10 protein-coding genes and 2 pseudogenes are annotated in these 16,161 nt (G+C 65.4%); 2 read left to right on the forward strand and 10 right to left on the reverse strand.

Going from position 1 to position 16,161, the window contains the following annotated elements:
- Positions 1–151: 151 nt before the first annotated feature.
- From asd to leuC, 4 genes are all read right to left on the reverse strand, one after another.
- Positions 152–1,273, reverse strand: a complete 1,122-nt coding sequence (gene asd / locus EBS_RS06395; RefSeq protein WP_043107852.1) for an aspartate-semialdehyde dehydrogenase — start codon at positions 1,271–1,273, stop codon at positions 152–154.
- Between the two features lie 326 nt (positions 1,274–1,599).
- The gene (gene leuB / locus EBS_RS06400; RefSeq protein ID WP_043107853.1) at positions 1,600–2,673 is read right to left on the reverse strand and encodes a 3-isopropylmalate dehydrogenase; all 1,074 of its coding nucleotides are present in this window, start codon (positions 2,671–2,673) and stop codon (positions 1,600–1,602) included.
- A 100-nt stretch (positions 2,674–2,773) separates the two neighbouring features.
- On the reverse strand, positions 2,774–3,430 hold the full coding sequence (gene leuD, locus EBS_RS06405) for a 3-isopropylmalate dehydratase small subunit (RefSeq protein ID WP_043107854.1): 657 nt from the start codon (positions 3,428–3,430) through the stop codon (positions 2,774–2,776).
- Between the two features lie 139 nt (positions 3,431–3,569).
- Positions 3,570–4,976 (reverse strand): 3-isopropylmalate dehydratase large subunit, encoded by a 1,407-nt coding sequence (gene leuC, locus EBS_RS06410; RefSeq protein ID WP_043107855.1) that lies wholly within the window; start codon positions 4,974–4,976, stop codon positions 3,570–3,572.
- A 100-nt stretch (positions 4,977–5,076) separates the two neighbouring features.
- Here leuC and EBS_RS06415 point away from each other — a divergent pair, with 100 nt between their 5' ends.
- The gene (locus tag EBS_RS06415; protein ID WP_043107856.1) at positions 5,077–5,946 is read left to right on the forward strand and encodes a LysR family transcriptional regulator; all 870 of its coding nucleotides are present in this window, start codon (positions 5,077–5,079) and stop codon (positions 5,944–5,946) included.
- An 86-nt stretch (positions 5,947–6,032) separates the two neighbouring features.
- Here EBS_RS06415 and EBS_RS14245 read toward each other — a convergent pair whose 3' ends face one another.
- The 5 genes and pseudogenes from EBS_RS14245 to aroC form a co-directional block, all read right to left on the reverse strand.
- Positions 6,033–7,646 (reverse strand): methyl-accepting chemotaxis protein, encoded by a 1,614-nt coding sequence (locus EBS_RS14245; RefSeq protein ID WP_052199363.1) that lies wholly within the window; start codon positions 7,644–7,646, stop codon positions 6,033–6,035.
- A gap of 72 nt (positions 7,647–7,718) precedes the next feature.
- Positions 7,719–10,784 (reverse strand): annotated as a pseudogene (locus tag EBS_RS14965) (efflux RND transporter permease subunit).
- A 403-nt stretch (positions 10,785–11,187) separates the two neighbouring features.
- Positions 11,188–12,009: pseudogene (locus EBS_RS14560) on the reverse strand (efflux RND transporter periplasmic adaptor subunit); the annotation flags it as partial.
- A complete protein-coding gene (locus EBS_RS06435) occupies positions 11,909–13,048 on the reverse strand; it encodes an MFS transporter (RefSeq protein ID WP_043107857.1) in 1,140 nt (379 codons plus the stop codon). The pseudogene EBS_RS14560 and the gene EBS_RS06435, both read right to left, overlap by 101 nt.
- A 22-nt stretch (positions 13,049–13,070) precedes the next feature.
- Complete coding sequence (gene aroC / locus EBS_RS06440; RefSeq protein WP_043109372.1) at positions 13,071–14,174, reverse strand: chorismate synthase; 1,104 nt, start codon at positions 14,172–14,174, stop codon at positions 13,071–13,073.
- Positions 14,175–14,510: 336 nt separating this feature from the next.
- Here aroC and EBS_RS06445 point away from each other — a divergent pair, with 336 nt between their 5' ends.
- Positions 14,511–14,921, forward strand: coding sequence for a DoxX family protein (locus EBS_RS06445; RefSeq protein WP_043107859.1), 411 nt, complete (start codon positions 14,511–14,513; stop codon positions 14,919–14,921).
- Between the two features lies 1 nt (position 14,922).
- Here EBS_RS06445 and EBS_RS06450 read toward each other — a convergent pair whose 3' ends face one another.
- Positions 14,923–15,960, reverse strand: a complete 1,038-nt coding sequence (locus EBS_RS06450; protein WP_043107861.1) for a thioredoxin family protein — start codon at positions 15,958–15,960, stop codon at positions 14,923–14,925.
- Between the last annotated feature and the right edge of the window lie 201 nt (positions 15,961–16,161).

Here is a 16,161-nt window from a genome sequence, read left to right on the forward strand (position 1 = left end):
CACCTGATAATTTGCAGCTAACTATAGCCCAGCAAAGGGTTTTGCCCAACCGATAGAATCAGAATCCGCTGTTGGAAACAAACGCCACTACGGTCGGGCCAGGGACAGTGTGATCCGGCTCACAAAACCCCTTCCACCGGAGACAGGCGATTCACAGCGCATCGAGCAGGATGCGCAACATGCGCCGCAACGGCTCCGCGGCGCCCCACAGGAGCTGGTCACCTACGGTGAAGGCGTTGAGATATTCCGGTCCGAGGTTCATCTTGCGCAGCCGGCCGACCGGCACCGTGAGCGTGCCGGTCACCTTCGCCGGCGTGAGCTCCTGCATGGTGATCTCGCGCTCGTTGGGGATCACCCTCGACCACGCGTTGGCCTCGTCGAGTATCTGCTCGATCTCGTCGACCGGCACGTCCTTCTTCAGCTTGATGGTCAGTGCCTGGCTGTGACAGCGCATGGCGCCGATACGCACACAGGTACCATCGATGGGAATGCACTCCCCCTCGGAGCGACCGAGGATCTTGTTGGTCTCGGCCACCGCCTTCCATTCTTCCTTGCTCTGCCCGTTCTCCAGCGGCACGTCGATCCAGGGAATCAGGCTGCCGGCCAGCGGCACGCCGAAATGTGCCGCGGGAAACTCCGCGGAGCGCATGGCCTCGGTCACGCCACGGTCGATGTCGAGGATGGCCAAGGCGGGATCCTTGAGCAGTGCGTCCACGCTGTCGCGCAGGTAGCCCATCTGTTCGAGCAGTTCGCGCATGTTGCGCGCGCCCGCGCCCGAGGCGGCCTGGTAGGTCATGGCGGTCATCCACTCGACCAGGTCGTTCTGGAACAGGCCGCCGAGGCCCATCAGCATCAGGCTGACAGTGCAGTTGCCGCCGATGAAGTCGCGCTTGCCCGAGGCCAGCGCCTTGTCGATCACCCGGCGGCTGACCGGGTCGAGCACGATCACGCTGTCCTCGGCCATGCGCAACGCCGAGGCCGCGTCGATCCAGTAGCCGGTCCAGCCGGCCTTGCGCAGCTCGCCGTGAACCTGCCGGGTATAATCACCCCCCTGGCAGGTGACGATGGCCTCCATCTGCTTGAGCTCGTCGATGTCGGTGGCATCCTTGAGCGCGGGGACATCCTTGCCGATGTCCGGCCCCGGCTGCCCGACCTGCGAGGTGGTGAAGAACACCGGCTCGTCGATCAGATCGAAATCGTTCTCCTCGCGCATGCGGCCCATCAGTACCGAACCAACCATGCCGCGCCAGCCCACGAAACCTATTCTCTTCATTGCTCTATCCCGTATTGGTCCTTAACCACAAAGGACACAAAGATCACAAAGATTTCCTGTTGGATACTCCTGATCCAAGGCAACTTGGAAACCACCGGGCACCCGGCAACACTCGACCCCGCAAGAAACCAACCACGAAGGGCAAAAGGATCACAAAGGTTTTCTGTTGCCCCCAATCAAAAGGTGAGTCTCAAACCACCTGGGATTCGGCACCTCATGCCAACCCCTTCCTCCAACCGAGGAGAAGAAAACGCTTCTACCCGTCCTCTTCGTGTTCTTTGTGCGCTTCGTGGTGAACCCTCGTACCTACTCCCTTCGGTGAATTCTCACAACGCCGCGACGACCGCGTCGCCCATCGCCTCGCAGTTCACTTCTGTCATGCCCTCGGAGAGGATGTCCGGGGTACGCAGACCGTCGTCGAGCACCTTGTTCACCGCCTTCTCGATACGCTCGGCCATTGCGGCCTCATCGAGACTGTATCGCAGCATCATGGCCACCGAAAGGATGGTGGCCAGCGGGTTGGCAATACCCTTGCCGGCAATGTCGGGCGCCGAGCCGTGGATGGGCTCGTACATGCCCTGCCCCTTCTCGTTGAGCGAGGCCGAGCCCAGCATGCCGATCGAACCCGTCAGCATGGCCGCGCAGTCCGAGAGGATGTCGCCGAACATGTTGGTGGTGACGATCACGTCGAACTGCTTGGGCCACTTCACCAGTTGCATGGCGGCATTGTCCACGTACATGTGACTCAGCTCGATTTCGGGATATTCCTGCTCCACCACGCGAGTGGCGACCTCGCGCCACAGCTCGGTGCACTCGAGCACGTTGGCCTTGTCCACCGAGCAGAGCTTCTTGCCGCGCTTCATGGCGATCTCGCAGGCGCCGCGCACGATGCGCTCGATCTCCGACTCACGATAGACCAGGGTGTTGAAGCCCTCGCGCTCGCCGTTCTCCAGGGTGCGGATACCGCGCGGCTGGCCGAAGTAGATGCCGCCGGTGAGCTCACGCACGATCATGATGTCCAGCCCCGAGACCACCTCTGGCTTCAAGGTCGAAGCATCGGCCAGTTGCGGCGCCAGCACCGCCGGCCGCAGGTTGGAAAACAACCCCAGCTCCGAGCGCAGCCCCAGCAGGCCCTTCTCGGGACGCACCGAGATGTCCAGCGACTCCCACTTGGGACCCCCCACCGCACCGAGCAGGATGGCGTCCGCTTCGCGCGCCATCGCCAGCGTGCTCTCCGGCAGAGGCACCCCGGTGGCATCGATCGCCGCACCGCCGACCAGCCCCTCGTCCAGCTCGATATCCAGCCCGTCCCCGGCCAGCTTGTCCAATACCTTGACTGCCTCGGCCACGATCTCGGGGCCGATGCCGTCACCCGGCAATACAAGAATGCTTTTGCTCATGTCTGGTTCCTGTCTTGTTCACCACAGAGGACACAGAGATCACAGAGGCCCTCGAATTGACGGCCTTGAAAAAGCTCTGTGTCCTCTGTGTTCTCTGTGGTTATCCCTCCGTCAACAGATCCTGGAACAGCCACGGTGCTTCCTGCATGCGGCGCTGTTCGTAGGCGCGGATGTCGTCGACGTGTTGCAGTGTGAGGCCGATATCGTCCAGCCCCTCGAGCAGGCAGTGCTTGCGGAAGGGATCGACTTCGAAGGCAATCTCGCGCCCATGGGCGGTACGCAGCCGCTGGTTCTCGAGATCGACAGTGATCTCCAGCGCCTGCTCGCCGCCGGCATCATCGAACAGTTGGTCCACGGTTTCGGCATCGAGCACCACCGGCAGGATGCCGTTCTTGAAGCAGTTGTTGTAGAAGATGTCGGCGAAGCTGGGCGCGATGATGACGCGGAAACCGTAGTCGGCCAGCGCCCAGGGGGCATGCTCGCGCGAGGAGCCGCACCCGAAGTTTTCGCGCGCCAGCAGGATGCTCGCGCCCTGGTAGCGCGGATCGTTGAGCACGAAATCGGGATTCAGCGGACGTTGGCTGTTGTCCATCCCCGGCTCACCGTGATCCAGGTAGTGCCACTCGTCGAACAGATTGGGCCCGAAGCCGCTGCGCTTGATCGACTTGAGGAACTGCTTGGGGATGATCGCATCGGTATCGACATTGGCCCGGTCGAGGGGGCAGACGATGCCGGTAAACTTTTCAAACTTCTCCATGATTTTTCACCACAAAGTACACAAAGGCCACAAAGGGGGCACGAAGGGTTTCTTGTGAGAGGTCAAGGCTTGCCGGGGACCACGGAAATCCCGTCACACAACACACCATGACCTTCGTGTTCTTTGTGCCCTTCGTGGTTCATGTCAATTCCCGAACGTCCACGAAATGCCCCGCGATCACGGCAGCGGCAGCCATCGCCGGGCTCACCAGATGAGTGCGCCCGCCCTGGCCCTGCCGGCCCTCGAAGTTGCGGTTGGAGGTCGAAGCGCAGCGCTCGCCCGGTTCGAGCCGATCGGCGTTCATGGCCAGGCACATGGAGCAACCCGGCTCGCGCCATTCGAAACCGGCCTCGATGAAAATGCGATCCAGGCCTTCTTCCTCGGCCTGACGCTTGACCAGCCCCGAACCCGGCACCACCAGCGCCTGGCGGATGTTGTCGGCCACCTTGCGCCCCTTCACCACCTCGGCGGCGGCGCGCAGGTCCTCGATGCGCGAGTTGGTGCAGGAGCCGATGAACACCTTGTCCGGGCGGATGTCGGTGATCGGCGTGCCAGCCTCCAGCCCCATGTAGGCGAGCGCGCGGCGCATACCCTCGGCCTTGACCGCATCTGCCTCGGCGGCGGGATCAGGCACCTGGGCAGTCACCGGCACCACCATCTCCGGCGAGGTACCCCAGGTCACCTGCGGGGTGATGTCGGCGCCGCGAATCACCACTTCCTTGTCGAACACCGCGCCCTCGTCGGAGTGCAGCTCGCGCCAGGCGGCGACGGCCATGTCCCAGAGTTCGCCCTTCGGCGCATAGGGGCGGCCGCGGACGTATTCGATGGTCTTGTCGTCCACCGCCACGAAACCCGCCCGCGCACCGGCCTCGATGGCCATGTTGCACACCGTCATGCGGCCTTCCATCGACAGATCCATGATGCCCTGTCCGGCGAACTCGATAGCGTAGCCAGTACCACCAGCCGTGCCGATCTCGCCGATGATGGCCAGCACGATGTCCTTGGCGGTCACCCCCGGCCCTACCGGGCCGTCGATGACGATGCGCATCGCCTTCGATTTCTTCTGGATCAGGCACTGAGTGGCCAGCACGTGCTCCACCTCGGAGGTGCCGATGCCGTGTGCCAGCGCCCCGAAAGCACCATGGGTGGAAGTGTGCGAATCACCACAGACCACGGTCATGCCCGGCAGGGTCGCGCCCTGCTCCGGGCCGACCACGTGCACGATGCCCTGGCGCGGGTCGTCCATGCGGAACTCGGTAATGCCGAAGGCCTCACAGTTGGCGTCCAGGGTCTCGACCTGGATGCGCGAGATGGGGTCCTCGATGCCCGCACTGCGGTCGGTGGTCGGCACGTTGTGGTCAGGCGTGGCCAGATTGGCGCCGGGCCGCCAGGGTTTGCGTCCGGCCAGGCGCAACCCCTCGAAGGCCTGCGGCGAGGTGACTTCATGCACCAGGTGGCGATCGATGTACAGCAGGCAGGTGCCGTCCGGCTCCTCGCGCACCACGTGCGCTTCCCAGAGCTTGTCGTAGAGCGTCTTCGCGGTCATCTCCCGATCCGTAGCAGCAAACTGGAACCGTTGCGAGCATAGCGTCTATGATGAATAACACAAATTCATCTTTTTCATCTTTTCGATTCCAATCCAGAATATGGAACTGACCCTGTTACAGGCTTTTCGCGCGGTGGCAGAACACGGCTCCTTCTCCCAGGCGGCCGAGCACATTCACCTCACCCAGCCGGCAGTGAGCAAGCGGGTGCGCCAGCTCGAAGAGGACCTGGGCGTGCGCCTGTTCGACCGCATCGGTCGGCGCGTGCGGCTCACCGAGGCCGGGCGCGCCCTGCTTCCGCGCGCGCGCCGGCTACTCAACGATGCGGCCGAGATCCGCCGCCTGCTTGCCAACCTCTCGGGTGAAGTGCGCGGCCGTCTTGTGATGGGCACCAGCCATCATATCGGCCTGCACCGACTGCCCGGACCACTCAAGCGCTTCACCCGCGCCCATCCCGAGGTGGAACTGGACATTCGCTTCATGGATTCCGAGGCGGCCTGTCACGCGGTAGAGATCGGCGACCTGGAGCTGGCCATCGTCACCCTGCCACCCGAGCCCCTGCCCCGCCTGCACAGCCGGCTCATCTGGGACGACCCGCTGGTATTCATGGTCAGCCGCGAGCACCCCCTGGCCGGCCGGCGCCAGGTGGCGTTGGCAGAACTGCTGCAACACCCGGCCGTGCTGCCGGGCAGCAATACCTATACGCGGGGAATACTGGAACGCGCGGTGCAGGCCGCGGGACTGCGCCTGCGCACCGGCATGGAGACCAACTACCTGGAGACCCTACGCATGCTCACCGAGGCCAACCTGGGCTGGAGCCTGCTGCCGGCAACCCAGCTCACGCCGCAACTGGTCGCGCTGAAAGTTGCGGGCATGCACCTGTCCCGCCGCCTGGGCGCAGTCACCCACGAGGGGCGCAGCCTGAGCAATGCCGCCCGGGCCATGATCGCTGCCTGCGTCGAAACAAGATAACGGTGAACGTTCGCGGCGGGGACACCGCCCCCACCTGCAGGAGGCCCGTCCCTGGGTCGAATATTCGCGACCAGGGCGCCGGGGGCTCAGGGGGTACGAAAACGCCCCACCAGTTCGTCGAGGTGGGTCACTCGCTCGCCCATCTGCGACACTACCCCGGCGGCCTCGTCCATGCTGGCGGCGGTGGCATCGGCACGCTCGCGTATCCCGACCACGTTCTCGGCGATGTGACGGGCCACCACGCTCTGTTCATCGGCCGCACTGGCGATGTGGCTGCTCATCTCCGAGACGTGCTCGACCAGCCCCACGATGCTGTCGAACGAGGCCTCGGCCCCGGTCGCCTCCTGCATGGTGGCCCCGGCCAGCTCGGCGCTGGCGAGCATGGAATCCACCGCCTGGTTCACCCCGGCCACCAGCTTTTCGATCATCTGCTGGATCTCTTCTGTCGAACTCTGGGTCCGACTCGCCAGGGTGCGCACCTCGTCGGCCACCACCGCGAAGCCTCGCCCCTGTTCGCCGGCTCGTGCCGCCTCGATCGCGGCATTCAGCGCCAGCAGGTTGGTCTGTTCGGCAATGCCGCGAATCACGTCGAGGATCCCGGTGATGCCCTCGCTCTGGCGCTCCAGCAGGCGGATCACCTCGCTGGTGCCCTCGATCTGGCGCACCAGTTCGCCCAGGCGCCCGATGGCACCGGCCAGGCTCTCGCGTCCGCCCCGGGTCTCGTCCTGCGCCTTCTGTCCGGCATCGGCCACCTCGGCAATACGCCCCGCGATCTCCGAGGCCGAAGCGGCCATCTGCTCCACGGTATCGGCCAGCTGGTCCGTCGCCAGCCGTTGCTCCGCCGCATTCCGCCCGGCGGTGGCAACCACGGAATCCAGCCGCCCCGTGCCTTCCACCAGCATCCGGCTGCTGCCCCTGATATCGCAGACGATCTCCGCCAGGCGTTGACGCATTTCTTCCAGCGACTGCGCAAGCCGCCCGATCTCGTCATCCCTGTCCGCTGCCAGGGAGACAGAGAGATCCCCGTCACCGATACCCTCGACCACCGGCAGGGTGGCCGCGAGCCGTTGCAGTCGCCGGCTGATCAGCCAGTAAAGCACCCCGATGAATCCCAGCACCACCACGCTGACCACCAGCAGCACGCCACCATTGTAGTGTGACAGAGTCTTCTGGTGCACAGCGCGCGCGGTCGCCCGTGCCTGGATCTTCTCGAGCAGGGCATCGACCTGGCCACCGAGCTTCTCGGCAGTGGCATCGAAGGCACCCATCATGCGGTTGCCGGCTGCGGGACCGCCCTCGATATAGGCCTTCGCCATCTGCTGCCCCACGGCATAGTAGGCCTCGAAGGCCTGTAGGATATCCCCCTGCTTCACATCCAGTTCCGGGGCAAACTGCTGGATCTTCTGCAGCGACTGCCGAAAACGCTCCGCGTTGGCACGGGCCTGGTCGAAACCGTCATCCAGGCCATCCTGGCCCCGTGTGGCACTGATATCGGTGAGCCATTGCTGCACCTCCACCACCGCCAGCTTCATCTCGTGCGCGGTGTTCACCAGCGGCAGGCTGCGTTCGGCGATCCGATCCGCCTCCTGTACCAGCGCCTGGTTGTTGTAGAACACGATGCCGTTCCCCACGAGCAGCAACGCGCCCAGCACGACGGTCAGCACCAGAAACCGTCCCTGGATGCCTCGAAATCTGTTCATGGAAAATTCCCTGCTCGGTTGGGTCTAGTGGTCGTGTTTTCGGCCGACCCCGGGAATCCTTGAGCAGCCCCTTCAGGTACCTATCGTCGCGCCGGCAGCCTGATCACCCTCACCCCGGCGCAGCAACAGGCCCTCCATGGCCGAGAGCAGTGAAGGCACCAGGAGCAGCACCAGAAAGGTGGTAAACATCAGGCCAAAGGAGATGGACACCACCATGGGGATGAGGAACTGGGCCTGCAACGAGGTCTCGAACAGCAACGGCAACAGACCGGCGATGGTGGTCAGCGAGGTGAGCAAGACGGCGCGCAAGCGCTGGCAGGCGGCCTCGACCAGGGCGTCGCGCACCGCCATGCCCTGCTGTCGCAACTGCTTGTAGAACACCACCAGGATGATCGAGTCGTTGACCGCGATCCCCGACAGGGCGAACAGGCCGAACATCGACAGGATGGTCGGGGTGATACCCATGACGAAATGCCCCAGCAGGGCGCCGACCACGCCGAAAGGGATGATGGCCATCACCACCAGCGGCCAGCCGTAGGAGCCAAACACCCAGGCCAGCACGATGTAGATCATGGCCAGGGCGAACAGGGCGCCACGCTTCATGTCGGCCATGGTCTCGGCCTGATCCTTGGCGCGCCCGGTGAACTCCCAGTGGATGTCGTGCCGACGTTCCAGCTCCGGCAACACCGTCTCGGCCAGGCGCGCACGCACCGCGTTGTTGCTGGCCACCCGCTTGTCCACGTCGGCATAGACCTTGACGGCCAGCCGCCCGTCCTCATGGCGCAGGGCCTTGTAGCCGCGCCGTTCGCTGAGTTCGACTACCGTGTCCAGCGGCACGTTGCCGCCACCGGGCAGGAACACCCGGAAATCGTCGAGCGCGGCCAGGCGATGGCGCTCCGAATCGGGCAGCATCACCCGCACCTCGACCTCCTCGTCGCCCTCGTTGAAAATCTGTGCCAGTTGACCATCGAAGGCGGCACGCAACTGCCGCGCAACCTCGTCCACGGTCAGGCCCAGTGCCTCGCCGTAGGGACGCAGGCGGAACACCAGCTGCTGCTGCCCGTAGGGCATGTCGTCTTCCACGCTGCCCACGCCCGGCACTGCGGCCAGGGCCTGCGCCAGATCCAGCGCTGCCTGCTTGAGGTGCTCGGGATCGGCACCGCCGAGGCGGATCTCGATGTCGCGCCCCGGGTGCCCGCCCATGCGCACCGTGGTGGTCAGGTACTCGAGTCCGGGGGGGCAGATCCAGGCGAGCGCGCCATTCGGCGATGAACTGCTCGTTGCTCACCGCGCGGCTGTCGGTCGGCGTGAGCTCCACCACGATGGAGGCAAACTGGTCGCCGCGCTGGGTCTGCCGCGCATTGGAGAAATACCCCAGTCCGTAACTCACCCGCGCCACTCGGATCAGCCCGCCACCAAAGTGCGCATCGGTGGCATACAGGGCCTGCTCGACCTGATCGATGAAACGGCGCACCCGCGCCGGCGGCGTGCCCGCCACGAAGGAGGCCGAGGCCACCACCACGTTGCCCGGCACATTGGGAAAGAAGCTGAAGCCCAGGCGACCGCCGACCATCAGCCCGACCAGGAGCACGATGCTTGAGAAGGCCAGCGCCAGGGTCCCCGCCCGGTGGTGTACCGCCCAAGTCACGGCGCGCCGGAAAGGGCCGTCGCGGAAGCGCGCGAAGGCCGCGTCCCAGCGCTGGCGAAAGGGGCTTGGCGGCGCATGGTGCATGCGGTGGAAACTGTGACGCAGGTGCCCGGGCAGGACCAGGAAGCTCTCGATCAGCGAGGCAACGATGACGCACACGATGACGAAAGGAATGTCGCCCAGGATCTTGCCGATGAAGCCGGAGACCACGAACAGGGGAATGAAGGCAGCGATGGTGGTCAGCGAGGAGGACATCACCGGGGCCAGCATGCGCCGCGCCCCGCCCTCGGCGGCCTCCAGCGGGTTCTCACCGGTCTGGTAGTGCGCCAGCGCGTCCTCACCGACCACGATGGCATCGTCAACGATGATGCCCAGTGCCATGATCAGCGCGAACAGCGAGATCATGTTGATGCTGCCCCCGGCGACGTACATGATTGCCAGCGTGGCCATGAACGACACCGGAATGCCCAGGGCCACCCACCAGGCCACTCGGCCGTTGAGGAACAGGAACAGGATGGCGACCACCAGTACCAGCCCCCCAGGCCATTGCGCAGCAGCAAGTCGATGCGTTCGCGAATGAGCTGCCAGCTCTCGTCGTAGACGATCAGCTCCATGTTCGGCGGCAGGCGGTTGCGCGCCTCGGCCAGCCACTCCTGCAACACCTGCGCCGAGGCCAGTGAATCGGCATTCGGGGAGCGTTGCAGGGCCAGCTCCACCGCGGGCCCACCCCGGTAACTGACCAGCACCTGCGCCGGACGCGCGCGGCGTTCGATGGCCGCCACATCCCCCAGGCGCACCAGGCGGCCATCCTCGCCGGCCACCAGCGGCAAGGCCTCGAAGGCCGCCTCGCTGCGCGCCTGCGCGGTGGCGCGCAGCTCGCGGCCCACGTCGTCACGGCCCACGGTGCCGGCCGGGACATCGCGCGAGAAGGCTGCCACCCGGCGTGCAATGTCCGCCAACGACAAGCCCAGGGCCTGCTGCGCGCGCTCCGGCACCTGGATGGCCATCTCCTCGTCCGGCAGGCCGAGCACGTCGATACGTGCAATGCCACGATCGAGCAGTTCGCGCTCCATGCGCCGCACCAGGTGCCGCAGCTCGCCGGCATCCACGGGACCATGCACCAGCAGGCGCGCGACCGGCTCGTAACGCACGACATGCTGCACCCGGGGATCTTCGGCATCCGCCGGCAGGTTGCGCACCTGCTTGACCGTCTGGTCCACGCGGCTGGTGGCCTCGCCCATGTCGGTACCCTCGGGAAACTCCAGGGTGATGACACTGACGCCACGCGCCGAGGTGGAGCGCATGCGATCCAGGCCGTCCACGTCACGCAGGGCCTGCTCCAGCGGCAGGGTCAACGAGCGTTCCACGTCCTCGGCGCTGGCCCCGCTCCACAGGGTGCGCACGGTGACGACCTCGACCTCGAAGTTGGGAAAGAACTGGGCGTTCAGATTGCCCAGGCCCCAGACCCCGGCGAGCAGCATCATCACCATCAGCAGGTTGGCCGCCACCGGGTGACGGGCGAAGATGCCGATGATGTCCTCGCGATGCTGGAAGCTCACGCGCCCGGCCCTTCCGCGACACGCACCAGCAGCCCGTCGACCGCGTTGGGCAGATGAGTGACCACGATACGCACGCCGGGCCGCAGTGCCGGCGAGCGCACCAGCAGGCGCGTGCTGCCCCGTCATCGCCCCGCACCTCGCCCAGGCGTTCGACCCGTACCGGCCGCATGCGCGATTCCCGGTCCACGATGTACACCTTGTCGACGCCATAGACCGCCTCGTGCGGCAGCACGACCACATCGGGCTCGGCGGGCAGGGTCATGTCCAGGCGCAGGAGGCGGCCCTGGCGCAACACCCCGATGTCCCCCTGGATATCGAACAGGCCACTCACCCCGCCGCTGCCCGCCGTCACCTCGCCGCTCAGGCCACGCAGGCGTCCGTTCAGTCCGATCCCGTCGAGCTCGCCACGCACCTCGGGCGGTGCACCCGCCGCCATGGCCGCGCGCACCCGTGGCAGGTAGCGCTCGGGGATCAGCGCGCGTACTACCATGGCCCCGGTGTCATAGACGGTAAGCAGGGGATCGCCGATGCGGGTACGGCGCCCCGGCGCGGTGGACAGGCGCGCCACGCAGCCGTCGAAAGGCGCGCGCACGGTGCAACGTTCGAGCTCGAGGCGGACCTGATCGCGCGCGGCCTCGATCCGTGCACGGGCATCGCGCACCTCGGCCTCGCGCTGTTGCAGGCGCAGGCGGCTGTCGCGCTCGTCCAGGCGCACCAGCACCTGGTCGCGGCGCACCGTTTCGCCCTCGGTCACGGCCACCTCGAGCACCTCGGCGGCCACCGGCGCGCTGAGCTGGGTGGACCACAACGATTCGAGTCGGCCGTACAGGGTCAGGTGCGGCGCCAGGGTCTGCGGTTCGGCGGCGACCACCGCCACCCGCCAGGCACGCTCCTTGATGGCCAGCGGCTCGGTCTGCGGCCGGGTGGCGATCAGCCCGGCGGCCACCAATCCCATCAGGCCAAGCACCAGCCAGGGCCAGCACGCGCCTCGCCGCTTGTCTTGAGTCACTGCCATGAATGATCCAACGATTCGAAGGAAAGCCCGATGATAAGGCTCAAGCCCGCGCAGCACCACAGAGGCCCTTCCAGACCACCAGGGCGCCGAGCAGGGCCGTGAGCGCGGCCAGCAGAAAACTGGTCGCCGGTCCCAGGGCATCCCAGGCCAGACCGCTGGCCAGGCTGCCGATGGCCCCGCCCACGCCGAAGCTCAGGCTGGAATACAGTGCCTGCCCCCTGCCCTGCAGGCGCCCCGGAAACTGTCGATGGACCAGGTCGATGGCCGCACCATGAAAGGTGCCGAAGGTGGCTGCGTGCAGCAACTGGGCGAACAGCAGCGCGACCACCGAGCCGGGCAGATAACCGATCAGCAGCCAGCGCAACGTGGCCAGACCAAGACTGGCGACCAGCACCCGCGCCGCCTCGAAGCGCTCGAGCAGGCGGTGCATGACCATGAAGATGGCCACCTCGGCGAGCACACCCAGCGCCCAGAGCTGACCGATCAGGGTCTTGCTGTAGCCGTGGTCCTCCATGTAGATGGAATAGAACGTATAGTAGGGCCCGTGGCTGGCCTGCATCAGCATCACCGCCACGAAGAAGGCGATCACCGGCGGCTGGCGCAACAGGCTGCCCAGCGAGACCTGTTGCGCGGGGTGCGGCTCCGGGTCGGGGTCGCGCACGGTCAGCGAGGTGAGCCAGATGCTGACGAAGATGACCATCACCGAAGGCAGCACCACCGCGGTCCCCGCACGATCGACCAGTACGCCCAGCGCCACCACCGCGATGATGAAACCGATCGAGCCCCAGGCGCGGATGCGTGCATAACGGGTGGCGCGGTCGCCCAGGTAGTTGAGGGTGATCACCTCGAACTGCGGCAGCGAGGCGTTCCAGAAGAAGCTGTAGAGCGCCATCGCCAGCGCCACGGCCCAGAAATCACGCACCACGAACATCAGGCCGAACACCAGCACCGAGGCCAGGGAAGCGGCACGCACGATCATCATGCGGTGGCCCAGGTAGTCGCCCAACCAGCCCCAGAGGTTGGGCGCGACGATCTTGGTCGCCATCAGGATGGCCATCAACTGGCCGATGGCCATCGCGTCGAAGCCACGGTGTTGCAGGAACAGGCCCCAGTACGGAACCAGTATCCCCAGCACCGCGAAGTAGAAGAAGTAGAAGGACGACAGGCGCCAGTACGGCATGGGCCGGCGCGCGCTGGACGACTCAGTCACCGGGGCGGGCGGGGATGACCGGCGTCTCCGGTCGCACGTCGGCGTTCTGCGCGCGGTGCCGCAGGGCGTGATCCATGAGCACGATTGCCAGCATGGCCTCGACGATGGGCACCGCGCGGATGCCCACACAGGGGTCGTGCCGCCCCTTGGTAATCACATCCACCGGCGCCCCCTGCACGTCCACTGTCTGCCCACCGAGGCGGATGCTCGAAGTCGGCTTGAAGGCCAGCCGGGTGGCGATGTCCTGGCCACTGGAGATGCCACCGAGCACCCCGCCGGCATGGTTCGAGAGGAAGCCCTCGGGAGTCATCTGGTCGCGATGTTCGGTACCCTTCTGCGCGACGCTGGCAAACCCCGCGCCGATCTCCACACCCTTGGCGGCATTGATGCTCATCAGCGCATGCGCGATGTCCGCGTCCAGACGGTCGAACACCGGCTCGCCCCAGCCAGGCGGCACGCCCTCGGCAACCACCGACACCTCGGCACCGACCGAGTCACCCGACTTGCGCAAGGCATCCATGTAGGCCTCGAGCTCGGCCACCTGCCCTGCATCCGGCCAGAAGAAGGGATTGTTCTCGACCGGCTCCCAGGAAAACGATGTCGGCCGGTTCGGCCCTAGTGCCGACAGGTAGCCGCGGATCACCACCCCGCAGCGCTCGCGCAGGTACTTCTTGGCCACCGCGCCAGCGGCCACACGCATCGCCGTCTCGCGCGCCGAGGAACGCCCACCGCCGCGGTAGTCGCGGATGCCGTACTTCTGGATGTAGGTATAGTCGGCGTGTCCCGGACGGAACTTCTGCGCGATCTCGCCATAATCCTTGGAGCGCTGATCGGTATTGTGGATCAACAGGCCGATGGGCGTACCGGTGGTCTTGCCCTCGAATACGCCCGAAAGGATCTGCACCTCGTCGGGCTCGCGGCGCTGGGTGGTGTGACGGGTCTTCCCCGGACGGCGGCGGTCCAGGTCGGGCTGTATGTCGGCCGCCGACAGCGCCATCCCCGGCGGACAGCCGTCGATGATGCAGCCGATGGCCGGCCCGTGGCTCTCGCCGAACGAGGTGACCGTGAAGATTTTTCCGATGGTGTTTCCAGACATGCGCGGCATTGTACAGTGGCCGTGAGCCGGCGGCGAGATCGAGCCGGGACCTTGGCTACACGGGCACCGGCTTCATGGAAGATTCCACACGAAACATCGAGAACCCCGGAAAGAACGGACAACAGGAACCGCCCGGGAATGCCACTCCAAAAGCCCTGGACTCAAGGATCCGTGCCATGAACCCAGCCCTTTCCCTCCCAACCGTGGCCGAACGCAAATACCGGAACAGGCGGTGATCCTCTTCACACGACACAGGAGGCCCGTTTGACAGTCCTCCTTTATGTGCCTAGCCTCAATCGGAACGGCAGCCCGTCAACTGCCGCGGGGAAGGCGACCATGTTCGAACAATCTTCATCCCTGTCCGGGGACATCGGGAGGCTGGTGTTGCGCCTGAGCCTCGGCGCCCTGATCCTGTTCCACGGCATCGCCAAGATCCTGCACCCGCAGGCCATCGACTTCATCACCGGCCGCCTGGCCGCCAGCCATTTGCCGACCTTCCTGGTGCATGGTGTCTACGTCGGCGAGATCCTGGCACCCCTCATGCTGCTGTTCGGCATCTTCACCCGCCTGGCTGGTGTGCTGGTGGCGATCAACATGCTGTTCGCCATCTTCCTGGTGCATCGCCACCAGCTCTTTGCGCTGACCGAAAACGGTGGCTGGCAGCTCGAATTGCAGGGCCTCTACCTGCTGTGCGGCATCGCCGTCGCCCTGCTCGGTGGCGGACGCTTCGCCCTGGTGCGCGACTGAGTCACTCCATCAGGTCGACCTTGAAGCCGCGCGCATGCAGCAGGTCGGTCCGGTGCTGCAGAAAGCGCTGGAAATTGGGCTGGTGACGCCAGGCGCCACTCACCACGTAGTCGATCGCTCCATGCAGGTGATAGGTGCGCAGGTAGGCTTCGGTACGGAACACTTCCTTGCCATCGGCGCCAAAGAACACCAGGCTGGGCGCGAACTGGATACCCAGTTCGCGCGCCCAGTCACGCGCCGGCAGTTCGCGTCCATCCGGGGTCTGCACGATCTCCTTCGACCAGATGTCCACCACCGCGGTGTCCAGGTTGGTGAGCGCCGTGGCGACCGCGCGGCGCTCGAGGATGTCCTGGTGCAACTCGTCGCACTCGCGACACACCCGTTGCTCGAAGAACACCACCAGCGGACGCCAGGTGCGCTCGGGCGCATCCTTCAGGCGCAGCGGATGCGGCAATGAACCGGGCAGCTCGTGCAGCTTGCCGCTCGCCGGCACCGGCGAAACCCGCGCGTAATAGGATCGGAAATCTCCCTCCTTCTCGTGATGCCCGGCCACGTAGTCGAGCGCCACGTCGAACTTGTGCGGCTCGAAATAGCCGTTGATGCGCAGCACCACCTGCCCCTGCTCGTCGAGCATCAGCAAGGTGGGGGTGTACTGCACGCGCAGGGCACTGGCGAACTGCTTTTCGGTGGCGGGGCGCCCTGCAAAATCGGTCACCTCGCGGTCGCCCCACATGTTGATGGCAATGACATCGAAGTGGCGCTGCGCCTTCTCGGCGATGGCCCGGTTGCCGAAATTGTCCTTGAGCAACTTGGCGCAATAGGGGCAACCGTCCTGATAGAAGTACAGGATCACCCGCTTGCCGGCCTCCGCCGCCTCGGCCACGTCCTCGCGGATGTCGAGAAAGGATTCCTTGAACCAGGCAGGCTTTTCTTCGTATCCAGGATTGACGCCAGCCTCGAGCAGGGCAGCCTCACTGGCGGGCGTTGCGTGCAATCCCAACGACAACAGGCAGCAACAGATCAGTAACAGGGATCTCATGGCATACGCTCTCCGTTCGTGTTTCACCCAACTCTAAGACATCGGACGGTCCTGCGGCATTCCCTCCGCTCGATCTCGCTGCGTCGGGAGTTCGTCATTTAGTCCTTTCGTGCCTGCCGCCTATGACGACATTTTGCCGACACCCTTAAAGGCACATCATCAAACTATTGATAAATAGTGGTTTTTATGTTTTGGCACAGC

This window comes from endosymbiont of unidentified scaly snail isolate Monju (assembly GCF_000801295.1).
GTDB lineage: Bacteria > Pseudomonadota > Gammaproteobacteria > Chromatiales > Chromatiaceae > MONJU.

Coding starts and splice junctions, on each gene's coding strand:
- asd (WP_043107852.1), bottom strand. CDS start 1,273: ATGAAGAGAATAGGTTTCGTGGGCTGGCGCGGCATGGTTGGTTCGGTA.
- leuC (WP_043107855.1), bottom strand. CDS start 4,976: ATGACCGCGAAGACGCTCTACGACAAGCTCTGGGAAGCGCACGTGGTG.
- leuB (WP_043107853.1), bottom strand. CDS start 2,673: ATGAGCAAAAGCATTCTTGTATTGCCGGGTGACGGCATCGGCCCCGAG.
- EBS_RS14245 (WP_052199363.1), bottom strand. CDS start 7,646: ATGAACAGATTTCGAGGCATCCAGGGACGGTTTCTGGTGCTGACCGTC.
- leuD (WP_043107854.1), bottom strand. CDS start 3,430: ATGGAGAAGTTTGAAAAGTTTACCGGCATCGTCTGCCCCCTCGACCGG.
- EBS_RS06450 (WP_043107861.1), bottom strand. CDS start 15,960: ATGAGATCCCTGTTACTGATCTGTTGCTGCCTGTTGTCGTTGGGATTG.
- EBS_RS06435 (WP_043107857.1), bottom strand. CDS start 13,048: ATGCCGTACTGGCGCCTGTCGTCCTTCTACTTCTTCTACTTCGCGGTG.
- EBS_RS06415 (WP_043107856.1), top strand. CDS start 5,077: ATGGAACTGACCCTGTTACAGGCTTTTCGCGCGGTGGCAGAACACGGC.
- aroC (WP_043109372.1), bottom strand. CDS start 14,174: ATGTCTGGAAACACCATCGGAAAAATCTTCACGGTCACCTCGTTCGGC.
- EBS_RS06445 (WP_043107859.1), top strand. CDS start 14,511: ATGTTCGAACAATCTTCATCCCTGTCCGGGGACATCGGGAGGCTGGTG.